This is a genomic window from Flavobacterium labens, assembly GCF_048286755.1.
GTDB lineage: Bacteria > Bacteroidota > Bacteroidia > Flavobacteriales > Flavobacteriaceae > Flavobacterium.
Map to the genome: position 1 here is coordinate 670,326 of NZ_JBLVPL010000001.1, position 17,881 is coordinate 688,206.

At 34.7% G+C, this 17,881-nt stretch carries 14 protein-coding genes; 10 read left to right on the plus strand and 4 right to left on the minus strand.

Annotated elements, in window-relative coordinates; genetic code table 11:
• Window positions 1–81: 81 nt before the first annotated feature.
• From ACNQF8_RS02860 to truB, 4 genes are all read left to right on the plus strand, one after another.
• Window positions 82–957 (plus strand): cell division protein FtsX, encoded by an 876-nt coding sequence (locus ACNQF8_RS02860; RefSeq protein WP_417952863.1) that lies wholly within the window; start codon window positions 82–84, stop codon window positions 955–957.
• Between the two features lie 62 nt (window positions 958–1,019).
• On the plus strand, window positions 1,020–1,259 hold the full coding sequence (locus tag ACNQF8_RS02865) for a DUF3098 domain-containing protein (RefSeq protein WP_417950716.1): 240 nt from the start codon (window positions 1,020–1,022) through the stop codon (window positions 1,257–1,259).
• A gap of 82 nt (window positions 1,260–1,341) precedes the next feature.
• A complete protein-coding gene (locus ACNQF8_RS02870; RefSeq protein WP_315209472.1) occupies window positions 1,342–2,163 on the plus strand; it encodes an undecaprenyl-diphosphate phosphatase in 822 nt (273 codons plus the stop codon).
• Between the two features lie 6 nt (window positions 2,164–2,169).
• On the plus strand, window positions 2,170–2,871 hold the full coding sequence (truB, locus tag ACNQF8_RS02875) for a tRNA pseudouridine(55) synthase TruB (protein ID WP_417952864.1): 702 nt from the start codon (window positions 2,170–2,172) through the stop codon (window positions 2,869–2,871).
• 473 nt (window positions 2,872–3,344) lie between these two features.
• Here the strand turns inward: truB and ACNQF8_RS02880 are convergent, their stop codons facing one another.
• A complete protein-coding gene (locus tag ACNQF8_RS02880; protein ID WP_417950718.1) occupies window positions 3,345–3,950 on the minus strand; it encodes a thioredoxin family protein in 606 nt (201 codons plus the stop codon).
• Window positions 3,951–4,055: 105 nt separating this feature from the next.
• Between ACNQF8_RS02880 and ACNQF8_RS02885 the strand changes: the two genes are divergently transcribed.
• The 4 genes from ACNQF8_RS02885 to ACNQF8_RS02900 all read left to right on the plus strand — a co-directional run bounded on the left by ACNQF8_RS02885 (window position 4,056) and on the right by ACNQF8_RS02900 (window position 8,870).
• The gene (locus ACNQF8_RS02885) at window positions 4,056–4,835 is read left to right on the plus strand and encodes a patatin-like phospholipase family protein (protein WP_315209479.1); all 780 of its coding nucleotides are present in this window, start codon (window positions 4,056–4,058) and stop codon (window positions 4,833–4,835) included.
• Window positions 4,836–4,902: 67 nt separating this feature from the next.
• On the plus strand, window positions 4,903–5,610 hold the full coding sequence (gene pyrH / locus ACNQF8_RS02890) for a UMP kinase (protein ID WP_113634118.1): 708 nt from the start codon (window positions 4,903–4,905) through the stop codon (window positions 5,608–5,610).
• A gap of 81 nt (window positions 5,611–5,691) precedes the next feature.
• On the plus strand, window positions 5,692–6,255 hold the full coding sequence (gene frr, locus ACNQF8_RS02895; protein ID WP_113634119.1) for a ribosome recycling factor: 564 nt from the start codon (window positions 5,692–5,694) through the stop codon (window positions 6,253–6,255).
• Window positions 6,256–6,371: 116 nt separating this feature from the next.
• Complete coding sequence (locus tag ACNQF8_RS02900) at window positions 6,372–8,870, plus strand: DUF5686 family protein (RefSeq protein ID WP_417950719.1); 2,499 nt, start codon at window positions 6,372–6,374, stop codon at window positions 8,868–8,870.
• Here the strand turns inward: ACNQF8_RS02900 and ACNQF8_RS02905 are convergent.
• Entirely contained in the window at window positions 8,867–9,196 is a 330-nt protein-coding gene (locus ACNQF8_RS02905) for a DMT family transporter (RefSeq protein ID WP_417950720.1), read from the minus strand. The two genes, ACNQF8_RS02900 and ACNQF8_RS02905, sit on opposite strands and share 4 nt — an antisense overlap.
• 1 nt (window position 9,197) lies before the next feature.
• The gene (locus ACNQF8_RS02910; RefSeq protein ID WP_417952865.1) at window positions 9,198–11,468 is read right to left on the minus strand and encodes a cation:proton antiporter; all 2,271 of its coding nucleotides are present in this window, start codon (window positions 11,466–11,468) and stop codon (window positions 9,198–9,200) included.
• Window positions 11,469–11,665: 197 nt separating this feature from the next.
• On the opposite strand from ACNQF8_RS02910, the gene ACNQF8_RS02915 reads away from it, so the two are divergent.
• Together ACNQF8_RS02915 and ACNQF8_RS02920 are read left to right on the plus strand one after the other, a co-directional pair.
• Window positions 11,666–14,092 (plus strand): efflux RND transporter permease subunit, encoded by a 2,427-nt coding sequence (locus tag ACNQF8_RS02915; protein ID WP_417952866.1) that lies wholly within the window; start codon window positions 11,666–11,668, stop codon window positions 14,090–14,092.
• Window positions 14,093–14,457: 365 nt separating this feature from the next.
• On the plus strand, window positions 14,458–17,082 hold the full coding sequence (locus ACNQF8_RS02920; protein WP_417950724.1) for an MGH1-like glycoside hydrolase domain-containing protein: 2,625 nt from the start codon (window positions 14,458–14,460) through the stop codon (window positions 17,080–17,082).
• 50 nt (window positions 17,083–17,132) lie between these two features.
• On the opposite strand, the gene ACNQF8_RS02925 is transcribed toward ACNQF8_RS02920, so the two are convergent.
• Complete coding sequence (locus tag ACNQF8_RS02925) at window positions 17,133–17,591, minus strand: RNA methyltransferase (protein ID WP_113634124.1); 459 nt, start codon at window positions 17,589–17,591, stop codon at window positions 17,133–17,135.
• Window positions 17,592–17,881 lie beyond the last annotated feature (290 nt).

Below are 17,881 nucleotides of genomic sequence, written 5' to 3' on the forward strand. Positions count from 1 at the left end.
TACGAAAGTTAAAACTTTGAGCGTTATTAACTTTAAATAAAGAAATTCTTTATTATTTTTACCCAATAATTTCAATAAACTATGAGTTCTTCCTTTGATAAATTTCAAAAACGCAGATTAATTTCCTCTTATTTTTCAGTAGTGCTAAGTGTATTCTTAGTTTTATTTCTATTGGGCGTATTGGGTCTTTTTATAATAAATTCTCAAAAATTAGCGGACGATTTCAAAGAAAATATTGCCATGACCGTTTTTTTCAAGAACGAAGCGAATGACAGTATTTTGAAGGCTTTTGGAACTGAATTAAAATCGAGCCGTTTTGCAAAATCATACGATTATGTAACTAAAGAAGCTGCTGCAAAACAACATACAGATATTATTGGAGAAGATTTCATGGAATTTCTTGGAGAAAACCCATTGCAAAACTCTTACGACATTCACTTGAAAGCTGATTATGTAATCAAAGACAGTATTGCAAAAATTGAAACCCGCTTGCGTAAAAACGCTATGGTTTCGGATATTGTGTATGACAAGCAATTAGTGAATTTAGTAAATGATAACATCAAAAAAGTAAGTATGTGGATTTTGGTAATCAGCGGATTCTTAGCCGTGATTGCCGTATTACTGATTAATAGTTCGTTGCGTTTATCCATACACTCCAACCGATTTATCATTAAAACCATGCAAATGGTAGGCGCAACCAAAGCCTTTATCAGAAAACCATTTGTGATGCGAAGCATAAAACTGGGAATGATTGGCGCAGGACTTGCCATCATTGCATTAATTGGTCTTTTAATTTACGTTCAAACTAATTTTCCAAATCTTGGTATACTTGACGATAAAGCTTTAATTGGATTGGTATTATTAGCTGTTTTAGGCGTTGGAATATTGATCACCTGGTTAAGCACATATTTTGCAACACAACGTTTCTTGAATTTAAGAACAGACGACCTTTATTAATTGAAGATTAAAAAAAGCATTATCATTCAGCATTTTTAGATGCTGAACTAAATTCAGCATAAATGAAAAACAACGAACAGCAACCCGAATTTCTTTTTGACAAAATAAATTATAAAATCCTATTAATTGGGATTGGAGTAATTGCCTTAGGATTTATTCTAATGGCTGGCGGAGGAAGTGATGACCCAAATGTTTTCAATGAAGATATCTTCAATTTCAGAAGAATTCGATTGGCGCCAACTACCGTTTTAATAGGTTTTGGAATTACCGTTTATGCCATTCTTAAGAATCCAAAAAAATAGTAAACAGTGACGAGTAATAAGTTGCAGTATAAAGCAAACTCTATCAACTGAACACTAAAAACTGAACACCGATCACTATATAATGAATACATTACAAGCATTTTTAATTGCTGTTATCGAAGGATTAACAGAATATCTTCCTGTTTCTTCAACAGCTCACATGGTTTTTCTAAGTTCTTATTTTGGAATTCAAGAAGATGATTTTGTGAAACTATTTCAGGTTTCTATTCAATTTGGAGCCATACTGGCCGTTGTCGCTTTGTATTGGAAGAAATTTTTCGATTTCTCTTCAAAAAGTGTAGCCATCAACTTTTACATAAAACTTATTTGTGCCGTAATTCCTGCATTGGTTTTAGGAAAATTATTCGATGATAAGATTGAAGCCGTTCTTGGAGATCCAATTCCAATTGCGATTGTATTAATTTTAGGTGGAATCGTTTTATTATTTATTGACAGTCGTTTTCAAAGTCCAACGGTTCTTAAAGAAGAAGACATCACCATTAAAAAAGCAGTAACCATCGGTTTTTGGCAATGTTTAGCAATGATGCCAGGAACAAGTCGTTCTGCCGCTTCCATAATTGGCGGTATGCAACAAGGATTAACGCGTCACGCAGCTGCGGAATTCTCTTTCTTTTTAGCAGTTCCAACCATGATGGCAGTAACGTGCTATTCTGTATTCTTGAAAACCTACGAAACATCTCAAATGAAAGGCTACGAATTGATTTTAAAATCAAACGAAAACATACAATTGTTCTTAATAGGAAATGTTGTTGCTTTTATTGTTGCCATTATAGCCATTAAATTCTTTATTGAAATTATCAAAAAATACGGTTTCAAACCTTGGGGATGGTATCGCATAATAGTAGGCGTTTTTTTATTGATCTACTTTTCATACTTAAAATAATTTCCATTGAAAACAGCCGAAGATTTCCAAAACGGACAAATTTTACTCATTGACAAACCTTTGAATTGGACTTCTTTTCAGGCGGTAAATAAAATGAAATGGGCTTTAATCAGTAAAGCTAATCTTCCAAAAAAATTCAAGATTGGTCATGCCGGAACTTTAGATCCCTTGGCAAGCGGATTATTGTTAGTTTGTACCGGAAAATTTACCAAAAAAATTACGGAACTTCAAGGTCAAGCTAAAGAATATACCGGAACATTCTATATTGGAGCCACAACGCCTTCGTATGATTTAGAAACCGAAATCGATCAGACTTTCCCAACGGAACATATTGACGCAGCTTTAATTCACGAAACTGTAAAGCAGTTTTTAGGGGAAATAGACCAAAAACCACCCATTTTCTCGGCCATAAAAAAAGACGGTGTTCGCTTATACGAACATGCACGCGCCGGAGAAACCATAGAAATTGCGACTAGAAAAACAACGATTCACGAATTTGAAATTACTCGAATCGCACTTCCGGAAATAGATTTCAGAGTGGTTTGCAGTAAAGGAACTTACATTCGTTCCTTGGCTTTTGATTTTGGAAAAGCTATGAATTCAGGTTCGCATTTAACGGCTTTGCGCCGAACAAAAATTGGAGATTATAACGTGGCTGATGCAATGGATGTTACTTTATTCGAACAAAGTCTTACCGAAGGATTGTAATCAAAAGCAAAAACACATGACAAATCCAATATTAAATTGAATTTGCGATGTGTTTTTTCTAAAGTTAAAGTAGTTTTAATCCATACTCTATTTGTCTACTAGGCTTGCGCCGATTGTTTAATAATTAGTTGCTTTTTTACCTCCAAATAGTAAATGTGACAAATAATCATAAAACTTTTCAAATCGATTTTTCATAATGATGTTTTTTAGTTGTGAACAATATTTAAACACCAATAAAAAAAGTAAATTAACAATAGACCTGGTTGGCAGTCACCAATTTACGTATTTTTTTTTGATACGCAAAAAAATTAACAAAAAAATAAATTTAATTTTTTGACCTCAACAAACATAGAACTTCAGGTCTTTTTTACATTAAAAATTTCACATCAAAACAATGATATCTTGCTCTATTGTGAAGTTTTTTTGGCAATTAAAAGACGCTGAAAGTTATGAAAGTTGCCAATTTTTAAATTCTATCGTTCCAAATCAAGCATCAAGTTAGCCAACTCATTTTGGGTACTAATTCCTTTATCATGCAAATACCATAATTGCAAGTTGGTTTTTGCAGTTTCATCTATAACTCCAAATTCCTTTTTATAATCCGTAATTAAATCTGTTGCTCCTTTGGGTCTTGGACCCCATTTTCCAAGAACACTTCCCGTTTCTTTATCTACAACCACCACAACTGGAATTGATTTCTTTTTATTGGTTAAAAACAACTTCATCAATTCGTCATTTTCATCACGCAGAACAATTTTCAATTCTATTTTACCGGAATCAATTGCCATTTTATTAATAATTGGCAACAGTTGGGCTGCATCACCGCACCAACCTTCTGAAATTACTAACCAAATGTATTCGCTTTTTAAATTCTTTAATTTCAAAATATTTTCATCGGTAATTTTCATCGTTTTATCCAAACGATTCATTCGGGTTTCATTTAACTCACTGTAATGTTTTAAATCATCAGATTGTTCGTTACCGGTTGACTTTCCTTCGAGCAATAAATCTGAAACTAGTTTTCTATACTCAGAATAGGAATGACTATTAAACAATGCTTTAGCTACTGGAATTTTCATAATGAATTATTTGTTTTCACAAAGTTACCACAAAATTGGAGCATAAATATGACATATGTCACTTTCAATTCCGCAAAAAGAGTAATTTTATCACAAATAAAAAAGATGGATTTAAAAACAAAATCGATAGGATTAGTACTTTCCGGCGGTGGTTCTAAAGGGATAGCCCATGCTGGTGCGATTAAATTTTTAGAAGAACAAAACATCCGACCATCTCAAATGGCAGGAACAAGTGCAGGTTCAATTGTTGGTACCATGTATGCCTGGGGGAAAACTCCCGAAGAAATTCTGGAATTTTTCAAATCAATATACCTTTTTCACTGGAAGCATTTAACATTTAAAAAAGCAGGATTAATTGATTCTGAATCGTTCAAAACTTATTTTCATAGTATTTTTAAGGATGCCACATTAGGCGATTTGAAAATACCGATTCAAATTACGGCAACTGATATGGTTCGAGGAAAATTAAAAATATTTGGACAGGAAACAAAAATAATCGATGCCATTCTAGCTTCGTCTGCATTTCCCGGAATTTTATCTCCGTATGAAATTAAAGGAAAAATATATAGTGACGGCGGAATACTAAATCATTTTCCCACTGATATTTTACAAGGGCAATGCGATACATTAATAGGTGTTTATGTGAGTCCGATTCAAAAAATTGAAGCTAAAGATCTCAATTCTATCAAAGCAGTAACCACACGAGCATTTGATATTCTTTCGGCAAATTCAAACCTGCATAAATTTAATATTTGCGATTGGGTTATTGAACCAAAGGATTTATGTCTTTACAGCACCTTTGAAACCAATAAAGTGAAGATGGATGCCGTTTTCAATATTGGCTATGAAGCCGCAAAAAAAGCGTACGAAAAACTTAATTTATAAAATTTCAGCAACATTATTTTAAAAAAAAAGAATATTCTATATTTGCACCAATCAACTCAACACACACATGAAATACAAAAGAATTCTTCTAAAACTAAGTGGCGAAGCTTTAATGGGCGACCTGCAATACGGAATTGACCCAAAAAGATTAGCTGAATATGCCGATGAGATCAAGCAAATTCATGATAAAGGAGTAGAAATCGCTATTGTAATAGGTGGTGGAAATATTTTTAGAGGAGTTGCCGGAGCAAGTGCAGGAATGGACAGAGTTCAAGGAGATTATATGGGAATGTTAGCCACCGTAATCAATGGAATGGCACTACAAGGAGCACTAGAAGAAAAAGGAATGAAAACCCGTTTGCAAACGGCACTGAAAATGGAATCCATAGCAGAACCATACATCAAAAGGAGAGCAGATCGTCACCTTGAAAAAGGAAGAATTGTAATTTTTGGAGCCGGAACTGGAAATCCATATTTCACAACGGATACTGCAGCAGTTTTGCGCGGTATTGAGATTAATGCCAATGTGATTTTAAAAGGAACTCGCGTGGATGGTGTTTATGATTGTGATCCAGAAAAAAATGCATCGGCTGTGAAATTCGATTTTATTTCCTTTGAAGATGTACTTAAAAAAGGATTAAATGTAATGGATACGACTGCATTTACATTAAGTCAGGAAAATAAATTACCAATCGTTGTTTTCGACATGAATAAAGTAGGAAACTTATTGAAAATCTGCGAAGGCGAAAATATAGGAACCGTAGTAAATATATAAATAGACAAATTAGATTGTTAGACTTTTAGATTGTCAGACAGTCTAAAGATTTAAAAATCTAAAAATCCAAAGATCTAAATTATGACTGAAGAAATTGAATTTATATTAGATAGTACTAAAGAATCTATGACAGGTTCTATTGCGCATTTAGAAAAAGAATTTTTGAATATTCGTGCAGGAAAAGCATCTCCAGCTATGCTTGGAAGTGTTTTTGTAGATTATTACGGATCTGCTACACCACTTTCACAAGTGTCAAAAATTAGTGTTCCTGATGCCAGAACTATTACATTGCAACCTTTTGAAAAAAATATGCTGCAAGTAATTGAAAAAGCAATTATGGTTGCCAACATTGGTTTTAATCCAATGAATAACGGTGATGTAATTATCATTAGCGTTCCCGCATTAACTGAAGAAAGAAGACGCGATCTTGCCAAACAAGCTAAAGTGGAAGCCGAAGATGCTAAAGTTGGAATTCGAAATGCAAGAAAAGATGCAAATACAGATATTAAAAAATTAGAAAAAGAAGGAACATCAGAAGACATTTGTAAAAGTGCAGAAGAAGAAGTTCAAAACTTAACCAATACGTTTATCCGTAAAATTGATGAACTTTTAGTAGTGAAAGAAGCTGAAATTATGAAGGTGTAATTTCCTTTCAAACTATATTAAAAATCCGTCTTGTTAGTTTAACGAGACGGATTTTTTTATTGTTATTTTTGCAATACCAAAATGAGATTATACCCGTTTTGTAGTAAACCCTATTTATGAAGCAATTGTGTTTGTTATTCTTTTTTTTAACGCTTTCGCTACAGGCGCAATTTCAGGTCAATGGAATTGTGAAAGAATCTACAACCAACAAACCGTTGCCGTTTGCCACGATTGCCACAAATAACGGTCTAAATTCCATCTCAGATGTCGATGGAAAGTTTAGTATTGTAACTGTAATTCCCTTTACAGCTTTTGACATTTCTTATATTGGTTTTACTAAAGCTAGGATTACCATCGAAAAAAACAAAAATTATTATGTGGTTGTTCTTTCTCAAAAGACGGATAATTTGAATGAAGTGAAAATTTCAAATGAAAATCCGGCTTTGGCAATTATCAGAAAGACAATCGAAAATAAAAACAACAATAATCCCCAAAAAAAGCTCCACAGTTTTGAGTTTAAATCTTATAATAAACTCATTGTAACCGCAAATCCTGACTCTATTGACGGAAGAATCGATTCTGTTTTTGTACAAAAGTCTTTTGGAAAACAATTCTCAAAAATTGACTCTTCTGATTATAAATTTAAAGACATTATTAGTAAACAACATCTTTTTCAAACCGAGAAAGTATCACAATATCAATTTGCAAATAGTACATTAAAAGAAACAATATTAGGCACCAAAATGGCGGGTTTCAAACAACCTGTTTATGAAATCATTGCTTTTAACTTGCAGTCTTTCTCTATTTACGATTCCAGCTACGAGCTTTTTGAAACCAAATACAACAGTCCAATTGCAAATGATGCACTAAACGATTACAACTACAAACTCTTGGATTCACTCCGCATTGAAGGTAGAAATACCTATATGATTTACTTTAAAAATAAGAAAAAAAGAAAATCATCAGGACTGGAAGGCGTACTTTATATTGACCAAAATAACTTTGCTGTCGCCAAAGCGGTAATGCGCATAAAAGGCGTTCTTGACATTAGCGGGATTCATGATTTTAAGTACATTCCAAGTGAAAAATTATGGTTCCCAACAGACAAAACGTTTAAAATTGTAAAAGGCAAGAATGATGACGATATAAAAATCCTTGGCGGAACCATTCAATTTGATGGCGATGTAGAACAAGATTTTAAAGAAAGAAAAAAGGTTGCCTCAGATTTTACATATTTGTTTTCGCACACGAATAATTTTGAAATTCAGTATAATACTCCAATACAAATTAAAAAATCGGCGATTTATATCGAAATCAAAGACGATGCAATTAACAAACCAGAAGGTTTTTGGAACACCTACAGAAAAGACAGTTTAGACAGCCGAAGCCAAAAAACATATTTGGCACTGGACAGTATTTCAGTTAAAAAACGAATTGAAAGTCGCATCCGTTTTGGACGAAAAATCATCAATGGATACTTACCTATTGGGAAATTCGATTTAGACTTACGTAAATTATTCAGTTATAATAATTACGAAGGATTCAGATTGGGAATTGGCGGAGTCACTAATGAACAATTTTCAAAAAAATTCAGAATCGAAGGCTACACCGCTTATGGAACTAAGGATGGTAATTTCAAATATAATTTAGGGATGGCAACTCGCGTAGGTAAATTTTCTAATTCGTGGATTGGCGTTTCCTATACTGATGACATTCGAGAAATTGCAAGCACCGTGTTTACAATTGATAAAAAAGCATTTAAAATCTATGATCCAAGACCTATAAACATCAGTACATTTTACAATTATGTGAGTTGGAAAACATTTATAGAAACCAAAATTATTCCAAAAACAGAAAGTTTTTGGGAGCTTTCCCGTGCCGCAATAGAACCTAAATTCAATTACATATACAACCTAAACGAGAAATTATATACGAGCTATGTTATGACCACCGCAATGGTTTCTTTACGTTGGAATCCATTCAGCGATTACATGCAAACACCTACGGGACGAATTGAAGTAGAAAAACGTTTCCCGAAATTCACTTTTCAATACACACAATCCCTGCCTAAGGTTATGCAAAATGATTTTGAGTTCAGCAAATTCGATTTCAAAACAGAGTATGAAAAAAAATATTTAAACGGTCAAAAAACAAGCTTACTTTTCGAAGCCGGTTATGCTCTTGGCGATGTGCCGCTGACACATTTGTACAATACGTCTCCTAATAATATCACCAAAGAAACTATTATGCAGAGAATCACTTTTGCGGGAAAAAACAGTTTTGAAACTATGTTTTTTAATGAATTTTTCTCCAGTCAATATGCTTATTTTCAATTCAAACATGGCTTTAGCCGCGTAACATTATTCAAAAAAGTAAAACCTTCCTTAGTTCTTGTTTCAAGAATGGCTTGGGGAAATTTACGAAAACCTGAACAACATGTTGGATTGGATTACAAAACCTTGGACAAAGGTTATTTCGAATCTGGAATAGAACTGAACCAAATTTACAATGGATTGGGATTAGGCGGATTTTACCGTTACGGACCCAATCAACTGAGTAAATTTCAAGATAACATAGCGGTAAAAATAAGTTTCGTTCTTAATCTGGGGCTTTAATGGCTCGAAACGAATTTCAGTCCAATAATAGAACTGATTAAAGTGGTGATGAAAAATATGCGCCAAAAATCAGCCGGTTCTTTAAACACAAAAATTCCAACAAAAACCGTCCCCACTGCTCCAATTCCGGTCCAAACCGCATAAGCAGTTCCAATTGGCAATGTTTGTGTGGCTTTATAAAGCAACACCATACTTATTGTCAAACAAACCAAAAATCCGCCCAACCATAATGTCGCCATCATTCCTGAACTTTCTTTGGCTTTGCCTAAACAAGTAGCGAAACCCACTTCAAAAAGACCGCCAATTATTAATAATACCCAATTCATATTACTGTTTTAAAATTAACACCGAAGGAACGCCACTCAACCAATCACTTCGGGAATCAACTAATTCTTTCCAACTTTCGAGACTAATCAGCATTAAATCCTGCTGCGCCAAAAATTCCTCTTTAATTATTTTGTCGGTTATCAGAACTATATTATTTGGATATTTTTGTTCCAAAGAATCAATAGCACTATTCATTACAAAGTTCGTCGTGAGATGTCCATTTACATCCAAAATGACAATTTTTGAGTTATTATTGTATACTAATTTCTGAATATAATCAATCACAAAAGAATCTTCGGGAGTGAAAATAGGGATAAAAACATGGTTAACGTGCTGCAAATCTTTATCAATCAAAATCCCAATTGGCATTTTGGTTTTAGAAATAATCTGTCTGGTTCTTTCGTCAAAAGGAGAGTTTTCAAACAATCCTTCTTTTCCTGTAAACTTATCAATCAAACGATCCGGATTGATGATTCTGGTGGTAAAACCGATTACTTTTCCAAGAATGGTACCTTCAAATATTGATTTCCCTAAACCTATCAGTAACAAATCATAATCGCCTTGATTGGCTACATCAGCAATCTCAGTTTCAATATCCATCGTTGCTTTAAAAATGGTGGTAATATCCTGTTTCAACAATTGGGATTCTTCAACAATAGGATAAAAACTATTTTTTTCTTTGTCTTCCATGTTAAAAGTATGCACTTCGTCACTTAAAGACAAATGCATCACGGTAATACTGGAGGTGCTTTTCTGTTTTTTCATCAAACTATTGGCTAATCGCAACAAGGATTTTCCTTTTTCATTGTTACCAAATGAAATTAAAATTCGGTATTTATTATGGTTTGTTGGTTCCAAAACTTCAACTCCATCTTTAGTTTTAAAGATGTAATTAATTAAATCCAAAGCCGGTCCCGTCATAAAAGTAGTGACCAGCGCCATAATTACCATCATTGTAAACACTTCTGGAGTCAAAACTTTAAGCTCCAATCCAATGTTCAACACAATCAATTCCATCAAACCTCTAGTGTTCATCAAAGCGCCAATTGTTAAACTGTCACGCCAACTCTGACCAACAAATTTGGCTGCCAAGGCACTTCCTAAAAATTTCCCAACTACAGCTACCAAAATAATAAAACCAGTAACTTTCCATAAATACGGATCGTTTAGAAGACCAATTTCTGTTTTCAAACCCGTGAATACGAAGAATAAAGGCAGTAAAAGTATCAACGCCACATCCTCTACTTTTTCTATGAATATGGTTCTGAATTTTGGAACATCAGGCATAATTGCTCCCGCCATAAACGCTCCAAATAATGCATGAATCCCAATCACTTCGGTAGCATAAGACGAAATAATAAGCACCAGAAAAAAGATAGCCACAACTGGTTTGATAATAGTATCTTTTGAACCATATAAATCTCCAATTCGCTTTAGAAATGGCTTTACAATATAAATCATGGCTATAACATAAAGCACTGCCAACATAATGATGTATAAAGAACTAACGAAAGTTCCTGCTTTGACAATGGCAATTACCACCGCCAAAATACACCATGCCGTAATATCATCGGCAGCAGCACAAGTAATGACAATCGCACCAAGTTTCGTTTTATGAATTCCTCGTTCCTGCACGATTCTGGCCAAAACCGGAAATGCAGTGATACTCAACGCAATTCCCATAAACAAACTAAAGGAAAGGAATTTAACACCTTCAGGAGCAAATCGATTATACACAAAATATGCTAGTCCTATTCCGAGAGCAAATGGAATTACGATACTCGCATGACTGATGACCACCGCTTCATTGGCTTTATTTTTCAGCACTTTCAAATCGAGTTCCATTCCGATGACGAACATAAAAAGGATTAATCCTATCTGACTTAAAAATTTTAAATTCCCTAAGGACTCAGCGGGAAATAAAGCTAGAGAAAATTCCGGAAAATACAATCCCAATAAAGACGGCCCGATGACAATTCCAGCAATAATTTCCCCAATTACGGAGGGCTGACCAATTTTCTTGAAAATCCATCCAAAAACACGGGCAACAAGTATTATGGTTATAATTTGGGCCAAAAGAATAGCCAAAGGATCTTGAAAATTGTGTTGCATCGAAGTTAGAAAATCGCCCCAAGAACCCTTTCCGCTTTCAGGTGTAACTATTGTTTCTGCCACTTCTAAACGTTTCCCTTTGGTTATAATCCAATACATCAAAGCAGTAAAACCGCCTGTTATCACCAAATAAAAAACTGTGTTTTTATAATTCTTCATATACTATTTTATGTCAGCATTCTCAACTGTCAACCATGACGATGAGAATTCAAATGTATTAATTATATCTCAAAAAAATATTTAATTACAAATAAAATAAAGTTGCGTTAATATTGGCATTTACATTTAAAAAGTTTCCGTTAAAACAAATGATTTATAGCGGTTTTAACTACCTTTACCGCCGTTAAATATCAATTATGATTAAGTGGTTTAGTTTAGGATTTTGGGAATTAATAGCCCGAATTGTCCTTAGAAATAGAATTTTAATGTTATCCATTATTGTTGTGATAACTGGGCTTTTAGCACTGCAATGGAAAAATATCCACTTCACTTTTACCGAAGCCAATTTATTACCGGATGATAATATTGTAAATATCGAATACAACGCCTTTTTGAATAAATTTGGTGAAGAAGGAAATCTGGTCATAATCGGTGTAAAAGACGACGCCATATTTACCCCAAAAGCCTATGCTTCTTGGAGTAAAATGATGAATACGCTGAAAGGAGACAAAGCGGTTGATTTAGTAGTTTCGTTAAATGACTTAAAGAAATTACAAAAAAATGATTCGCTGGAAACCTTTGAACTAGTTCCTTTTGTTGACCAAAGCAAAACCGTTGACCCCGCGTATCTTCAGAAAATAAAAAAAGAACTTTTTAATGATTTGCCTTTTTACGAAGGATTACTATTCAATAAAAGATCTGGAAGCATACGTTCGGCCGTTTACATGGATAAGAAAATTGTAAACACGGCAGCCCGAAAAGATTTTGTCCTTGAAAAATTAGTTCCCGCGGTTGAAACATTCGAAAAAGAAACCGGAATCGACCTGCGTGTCTCAGGAATGCCGTATATCCGAACGCTGAATGCAAAAACCATTACTGATGAAATTAGCATCTTTATTGGAGCTTCATTATTAGTTACTTCACTGCTTTTCTTTTTCTTTTTTAGAAGCTTTAGAGCGACGTTAATATCATTGATTATTGTTATTATTGGCGTGATGTGGTCTTTTGGATTTTTAGGCTTATTGAATTACGAAATCACGGTTTTAACGGCTTTAGTTCCGTCTTTGATCATCGTAATCGGGATTCCGAATTGTATTTTCCTGACCAATAAATACCATCAGGAATATAAAATTCACCACAACAAAGCCAAAGCATTACAGCGTGTCACCACCAAAGTGGGAATGGCAACCTTAATGACAAATCTAACTACAGCCATTGGTTTTGCTACGTTTGTGGCGTCAAACAATCAATTATTATTAGAATTTGGTGTGGTGACTTCCATCAATATCATGGCACTTTTCTTTTTGTGCATTATTGTGATCCCTATTTTTCACAGTTATATTCCAGCTCCTAAAGAACGCCACATTGAGCATCTAGACCGCAATTACGTAAAAGTTTTCATGGATTGGATTCTGCGAAATGTAAAATACAATCGTTTTTCAATTTATGTCGTTTCCATTGTTCTTCTTGTAATTAGCATTATCGGAATCTATGAAATGCGTATTTCTGGTAGTTTGATTGAAGATATGCCTAAAAAAGAAGCGTTTTTTGAAGACATTGTTTTCTTCGAAAAAGAATTTGATGGTGTTATGCCGCTCGAAATTATGATTGACACCAAACGTAAAAAAGGAGTCATGAAATTGTCTACGCTGAGGCGAATGGACGAACTTGAGGAAACCATTGACGAAATCCCGGAACTATCTAAACCTATTTCTATTGTGAATCTGGTAAAATATTCCAAACAAGCTTATTACAACGGAAACCCCGAATATTACGATTTACCAAGTTCACAAGAACAGTCGTTTATTTTGTCGTATGCTAAAAATGCCACCAAAAACTCGAAAGACAATTTGATGAAAAGTTATGTGGATTCCACGGGACAATTTGCCCGAATCACGACTTTCATGCGCGATGAAAACGGCGATAATATTGCCAAAATTGAAGCCGAAATTCGCAAGAAAGCCGATAAAATTTTCCCGCCAGATCAATATAAAGTTACTATCACCGGAAAAGCTTTGGTTTTTCAAAAAGGAACTGGATACCTTCTGGACAACTTACTTTCGTCGCTGGCATTTGCCTTTTTCTTGACTGCGCTTTTGATTGGTTTTATGTTCCGTTCGTTCAAAATGGTACTGGTTTCCATCATTCCAAATTTACTGCCGTTAATGTTAACCGCAGGAATCATGGGCTTTCTGGACATTCCATTGAAACCGTCGACGATATTAGTTTTCGGAATTGCGTTTGGACTTTCGGTAGATGATACCGTTCGATTCTTATCGCAATACCGTGAGGAACTAAAGAAAAATAACTGGAAAATCCGCAAATCGGTTTATGCCACATTTACGGACGCCGGCTTGAGCATGTTCTATACTTCTATCGTATTGTTCTTTGGATTTTCGGTATTTATGTTGTCCAGTTTTGGAGGTACAATAGCGCTTGGTGGATTAATTTCTTTGACATTATTATTCGGAATGCTTTCAAATTTGATGTTGTTGCCAGCTTTGGTACTAACCTTGAACAAAACCTTGGCCAACGAACAAGATTTTATCGAACCAAAAATTGATATCATCGAACCAAGTGATGCCGAAATTGACGATTTAGAAAAGAAAAAATTGGATAATTAAGATCTATTTCTCCGCCCGAAGCATGGAGATATGACGTTTTTTCTGTTTTTCACAAAAAACAAAAACGTTTTCTATTTACCCGTATTGTGTTTCTTGCCCACCTTATTGGGGTAATTTTATTTTATTTTCAACAAAAATTGATAAATTAAGACCTCAAAATTTACGGGATATTTAAAGAAAGTTGCCATTGGTAGGTAATTAAACAATAGTAAACCGCTGATTTCGTACTACTAAAAAATAAATCATATTTTTACAAACATAGAAGAATAGAAAACTTACAATAGAGTAAAAAACTCCTGTGCTATTTGTAATAAGAGCAACAGTTATGTTTTTCAAGTTCAAAAATAATACTAAGACTGCAAAATATGACGCACCACATTTCTGAGGAACAAAAATTAGCCGTTTCTGATAATTACAGAAATTGGAAAAAATGGGGGCCGTACTTAGCCGAAAGACAATGGGGAACTGTTCGTGAAGACTACAGCCAAAATGGCGATGCTTGGGAATTCATAAACCACGATAGAGCTCGAAGTAACGCCTATAGATGGGGCGAAGAAGGAATTGGAGGTTTTTGTGATTCTCGTGAAATACTATGCTTGGCTCCTGCCTTTTGGAACGGAAAAGATCCTATACTCAAAGAGCGTTTATTTGGTTTAACCAATAATCAAGGTAATCATGGAGAAGATGTAAAAGAACTTTACTTCCATCAAGTTTCAACACCATCTCACTCCTATAACAAATACCTTTATAAATATCCTCAAAACGAGTTTCCTTACGAGGATTTAATTGTAAAAAATCAACGCAGTCGGGAAGAAACAGAATTTGAATTATTAGATACGGATAGCTTTACTGACAATGCATATTTTGATTGTTTTATCGAATATGCAAAAGCAGATGTTGATGATATCTTGATGCAAATTACCGTAATCAATAGAGGTGCAACAACCGCTACAATTCATGTACTTCCACATTTATGGTTTCGTAATTTCTGGAAACACAATGATAGACATCCCCGACCAAATATGGAGTCTGTAGCAAATAACACAATCCTTTCTACTAGTAGCCGAAACGGATCCTATTACTTTTATCACCTCGAAGGAGAACAACTCTTTTGTGAAAACGAAACCAACAACAAGCGCATATACAATGCTCCCAATGAGTATGATTTTGTAAAAGATGGAATCAATAACCACGTAATTAGCGATGAACCTACTGTAAACCCAGAAAAATTTGGGACCAAAGCTGCCATTTGGCATCAGTTTGATTTAAAACCTGGAGAAGAAAAAAGCGTAAAAATACGGTTGAGTAATGTGCCGCTAGAAAATCCTTTTACTGATTTTGATACCGTTATTGAAGCTAGAAAAAAGGAATGTGAAACATTTTATAGCGAAATAATAAGCGCGGAAATTCCAAAAGAGCAACAAAAAATTGTAAAAAGTGCCTTTTCAGGATTGTTGTGGACCAAACAATTTTATTATTATGATGTATTTAAATGGCTTTTTGGAGGGCCAGGAGAGACATCACCAAATCGCTCAGACAAACGAAATACCAGCTGGCAACATTTGACAAACCGACATGTAATCTCGATGCCTGATAAATGGGAATACCCATGGTATGCCGCTTGGGATCTTGCTTTTCACATGGCTTCGTTTGTTGAAATTGACCCGTATTTTGCTAAGCAGCAGCTCCTACTAGTGTTACAAGAAAGCTACATGCATCCTAATGGCCAAATTCCCGCTTATGAATGGAACTTTAGTGATGTGAATCCGCCGGTTCATTCTTGGGCAGTATGGACTGTTTATGAAAAAGACTTAAAACGTACCGGTAAAACCGACACTGAATTTTTAGAAACTGCTTTCCAGAAACTCCTCGTGAATTTTACGTGGTGGGTCAATCAAAAAGACACCAGTGGAACAGATTTGTTTGAAGGGGGCTTTTTAGGATTAGACAACATTGGTGTTTTTGATCGCAACCACATGCCAGAAGGAATCAAAAAAATGCAGCAAGCCGATGCTACGAGCTGGATGGCCATGTTTTCCTTAAACATGTTGCGCATGTCACTTGAATTAGCGAAAACCAATAAAATTTACGAAGAAATATCAGCTAAGTTTTTCAGGCATTTCCTAAATATTGCATGGGCAATGCATCACATAGGGAAAAAAGATCTTTCCTTGTGGGACGACAAAGACAATTTTTATTACGATGTTGTTGAAATGTCTGATGGCAGCACAGAACGCTTGAAAGTACGTTCTCTAGTAGGCGTAATTCCTATGTTTGCTGTAGAAATTATGCACAAAGAGCTATTCGAACAATTGAAAGATTTTCAAAAAAGAGCAAACGAAATTATCAGAACTCGTCCGGATCTAGCCTCATTAATATCCAACTTAGAAACTGCTAATAAAGATGGTAATTTTCTATTTTCGATTATGCGTGGTTTTAGACTAGAGCATCTTTTAATACGCTTACTGGACGAAAAGGAATTCCTATCGGATTATGGGATTCGATCCCTTTCTAAATATCATAAGGACAACCCTTTTGTTTTTGGAAGCAAAGGACATCATAAAATTCAGTACGAACCAGGCGAAAGCAGGTCTGGTATGTTTGGGGGAAATTCTAATTGGCGTGGACCTATCTGGATGCCACTGAATTATATGATCATCCAATCTCTACGCAAATATTACACTTTTTATGGGCCTACTTATTTGTATGAATTCCCAACGGGCTCCTCAAATAAACTAAACTTAAACGAAATTGCAAACGAGTTAACAAAAAGGCTAGTCAAACTTTTTGAACGAGATGAAAATGGAAAATACCAGTACCATGCTGATGATTCAAATCATGTTTTCTCTAAAGAAGAGCATTTTAAGGACCAGCATTTTTTCTATGAGTTTTTTGATGGAGACACCGGTAAAGGTTTAGGTGCTTCGCATCAAACCGGATGGACCGCTCTTATTGCTAATTTAATTCTAGAAATGGACAACAATCAATAAAAAACTATAATCAATTACTAAAATTCCCGTTTTTCAGAGCGGGAATTTTTTTATGATCTGGGTTTATTAAGTCCACGATCATAAAGAACAATGCTTCCAGCAACAGAAACATTCAAACTTTTCTCAGATTTGAATTTTACGAGGTAATGGCATTTTGCAATAGCAGCTTTCGATAGCCCATTATCCTCAGCGCCCAATAGATATACACAACGTCTTGGATGTTCAAAAGTTTCTAAATCAGTTGCATTTTCATCTAATTCGACACCTACTAGGCGAGCGCCTTTGGGTAAATTTTTATAGAAGTCTTCGAAAGTTTCATAATGAAAATAAGGGATTGACTTTACAGCATTATGCGTATCGCAAGCCTGCTTCGCGTAGCGATTGCCAATGGTAAAGATATAACTTGCACCAAGATTTTGTGCTGTGCGCCATAATACACCCAAGTTCTCAGGAGTTTTACCGTTTTGAATCCCAATACCAAAATACTCTGTTACAAAATTGTCGTTCATGTGGCAAAAATACAAACTGTTAGTAGGTTTGTCAAGTTTTTAAAATATTTATGCGTGCAGTCTTTCGTTCATCGTATTATTTTTATTGGGACAGCTTCTAATTTTGCTTGAAAACCTAAAATTCCACCACAACCTAGCCCCGATAGTAGCGGCATCCTTTGTGTTTTTTCTTTAAAAACACAAAGATATAGCGGATAGCGGGAAATAGCTCCTGATTACCCTATTTCTTACAATGACTTTTCAAACAAATCATTTATATTTGCAGTTCAGTCACGAGACAATTTTTAATA

Bases quoted from the DNA above. Each gene is read 5' to 3' on its own strand.
- ACNQF8_RS02885 (WP_315209479.1), top strand. From the start codon at position 4,056: ATGGATTTAAAAACAAAATCGATAGGATTAGTACTTTCCGGCGGTGGT.
- ACNQF8_RS02865 (WP_417950716.1), top strand. From the start codon at position 1,020: ATGAAAAACAACGAACAGCAACCCGAATTTCTTTTTGACAAAATAAAT.
- ACNQF8_RS02925 (WP_113634124.1), bottom strand. From the start codon at position 17,591: ATGAACGACAATTTTGTAACAGAGTATTTTGGTATTGGGATTCAAAAC.
- ACNQF8_RS02900 (WP_417950719.1), top strand. From the start codon at position 6,372: ATGAAGCAATTGTGTTTGTTATTCTTTTTTTTAACGCTTTCGCTACAG.
- ACNQF8_RS02870 (WP_315209472.1), top strand. From the start codon at position 1,342: ATGAATACATTACAAGCATTTTTAATTGCTGTTATCGAAGGATTAACA.
- ACNQF8_RS02905 (WP_417950720.1), bottom strand. From the start codon at position 9,196: ATGAATTGGGTATTATTAATAATTGGCGGTCTTTTTGAAGTGGGTTTC.
- ACNQF8_RS02915 (WP_417952866.1), top strand. From the start codon at position 11,666: ATGATTAAGTGGTTTAGTTTAGGATTTTGGGAATTAATAGCCCGAATT.
- ACNQF8_RS02920 (WP_417950724.1), top strand. From the start codon at position 14,458: ATGACGCACCACATTTCTGAGGAACAAAAATTAGCCGTTTCTGATAAT.
- ACNQF8_RS02910 (WP_417952865.1), bottom strand. From the start codon at position 11,468: ATGAAGAATTATAAAAACACAGTTTTTTATTTGGTGATAACAGGCGGT.
- ACNQF8_RS02860 (WP_417952863.1), top strand. From the start codon at position 82: ATGAGTTCTTCCTTTGATAAATTTCAAAAACGCAGATTAATTTCCTCT.
- frr (WP_113634119.1), top strand. From the start codon at position 5,692: ATGACTGAAGAAATTGAATTTATATTAGATAGTACTAAAGAATCTATG.
- ACNQF8_RS02880 (WP_417950718.1), bottom strand. From the start codon at position 3,950: ATGAAAATTCCAGTAGCTAAAGCATTGTTTAATAGTCATTCCTATTCT.
- pyrH (WP_113634118.1), top strand. From the start codon at position 4,903: ATGAAATACAAAAGAATTCTTCTAAAACTAAGTGGCGAAGCTTTAATG.